This window comes from Psychrobacter sp. AOP31-B2-9 (genome assembly GCF_052378005.1).
In the GTDB taxonomy this organism is placed as follows: domain Bacteria; phylum Pseudomonadota; class Gammaproteobacteria; order Pseudomonadales; family Moraxellaceae; genus Psychrobacter.
In genome coordinates this window covers 1-2163 of record NZ_JBQSXG010000241.1, presented here as the reverse complement: position 1 = coordinate 2163, position 2163 = coordinate 1, and the positions used below count along the sequence as shown (strand labels likewise).

At 46.8% G+C, this 2163-nt stretch carries 1 protein-coding gene; it reads right to left on the bottom strand.

Going from position 1 to position 2163, the window contains the following annotated elements:
* Nucleotides 1–108: 108 nt before the first annotated feature.
* The gene (locus tag ACT3SX_RS14815; RefSeq protein ID WP_192520852.1) at nt 109–1923 is read right to left on the bottom strand and encodes an FMN-binding glutamate synthase family protein; all 1815 of its coding nucleotides are present in this window, start codon (nt 1921–1923) and stop codon (nt 109–111) included.
* Between the last annotated feature and the right edge of the window lie 240 nt (nt 1924–2163).

The window sequence follows — 2163 nt, the reverse complement described above, 5'->3', positions numbered from 1 at the left end:
TAATAAAAAATATCAGTGGTCGTGACCTACATAAGGTTGATCACTCATGAGGTTAGTCATCAGTTTTTAGTTGCTGCTCTTTAGTTACTCGTTTTTAGCCACTAGCTTTTAATCACTGCTAGGTGGAAAATCGCGAAAGGTATTATTGACATTACCTATCATAATACCAGCAGGGTTACGATCTGTCTGATCGTCTGCTGCTTGATCGCCCGCTTCTAAGGTTGGCGCTTCAGTTGTTTTGCCCGTATCGCGTGAGTCCTCATTGTAAGCAATCAATGCGTCATTGTCAGCAAGGAAGCTATCCGCCGTCGCCATGACCCACATTTGATTAAACACGTCTGCACGGGCGCTTTGATTAAGTAGTGCGCCTTTATCGGTGAAATAAAAGAACTTCGATAGCAGTTTAATCTGTCCGTCTTCTAAACGACGCGCAATATGATAAGGCTGTAGCTGGCTTGGATGCTGCAAGCCGACTGCGCCAACGATGCTGGCAAGTGATTTGAGGGTGTTTTTGTGAAAGCTTGCGACGCGTTCTGCTTTGCTTGGCACATCTAGGGCTTTTTGACGGTAAGGATCTTGGGTCGCGACCCCTGTTGGGCAAGTATTGGTATGGCATGAGCGCGACTGGATACAGCCGACTGCAAACATAAATCCGCGTGCGGAGTTACACCAATCTGCACCCAAGGCAATCATACGAGCGATATCAAAACCAGAGACGATTTTGCCGCTTACGCCCAGTCTGACCTTGTCACGAATACCTGCGCCGACTAGGGTGTTATGAACCAATAAAAACCCATCAACCATCGGCATGCCAACATTGTCCATAAATTCGACAGGGGCAGCACCAGTGCCACCTTCAGCACCGTCAATGACGATAAAGTCAGGGTAGTTGTCAGTTTCAATCATGGCTTTGACAATCGCCATAAACTGCCACGGCTGACCGATACAGAGCTTAAAGCCGACAGGTTTACCACCTGATAGCTCACGTAACTGCTGCCAAAAAGCAACCAGCTCAAGTGGTGTGCTAAAGGCGGTGTGCGAAGAAGGTGAGATGCAATCTTGCCCAGTAGGTACTTGACGGGTATCAGCAATCTCTTGAGTGATTTTCTCCGCTGGTAGTACGCCACCTTTACCTGGTTTGGCGCCTTGTGAGAGTTTAATCTCAATCATTTTTACTTGCGGATCGACGGCTTTTTCGGCGAAAGACTGTGCATCAAAATCGCCATTGGCATCGCGGCAACCAAAGTAGCCTGTACCCAGCTCCCAAATCAAATCGCCACCGAACTTACGATGGTGAGGGCTGATCGCACCTTCACCCGTATCATGGGTAAAGCCGCCGATTTTTGCGCCTTGATTGAGTGCCATAATGGCATTGGCTGATAGGCTGCCAAAGCTCATCGCTGAGATATTAAATACTGACATCTCATGCGGCTGCTGACAACGCTCACCGCCAACCATAATTTTAAAGTCTTTATTTTTTAGCGGTTGGCTGACCGCTGACTGTAAGAACCATTCTTTACCATTGGTGTATAAATTGTCTAACGTACCAAACGCATTGGTATCACTGACGTTTTTAGCACGCTGGTAAACCAAAGCACGCTGTTGGCGCGAAAACGGTACTTGTTCTTTGTCATCCTCTAACAAGTACTGACGAATCTCGGGGCGAAAGTCCTCCAGCACGTAACGAACATGTCCTGCGATAGGGTAGTTATTCAAGATGGCATGCTTGGACTGGACGATATCGTAAATGCCCAAACCCACTCCAAACGCACCAATGAGAATCAGCCACCAGTTTAGCAATAGCAACCCTGCTAATAGCAAAAAAATTGCGGCAACAAAGGTGCTATAGCGTAGTAGGACGCCTGTTAAATAAGGCAGATTGCTTTTTGGTTCAGGATTTAAATCGGTACGAGATTGGGGCATAGCGAGGCTCGGCTGTAAAACAAAGAAATTAAAAAACGCGATAATTATTAGGGCGTGTTGAACATTCAAATATTAGGGCTGCTGATCGCTAAAATTGAGCCAAACTAGGCGCGAGACGACGATAATGTCGAGACCTTAACTAGGCTTGTAACAACGTTTGCAAAAATGTTTGGAAGCATTTTAGCATCAGCCTTGAGAACGGATCCAGCAAAGCACTGCTTTGCCCGTTTGCAAGGCGAG

Bases quoted from the DNA above. Each gene is read 5' to 3' on its own strand.
- ACT3SX_RS14815 (WP_192520852.1), bottom strand. From the start codon at position 1,923: ATGCCCCAATCTCGTACCGATTTAAATCCTGAACCAAAAAGCAATCTG.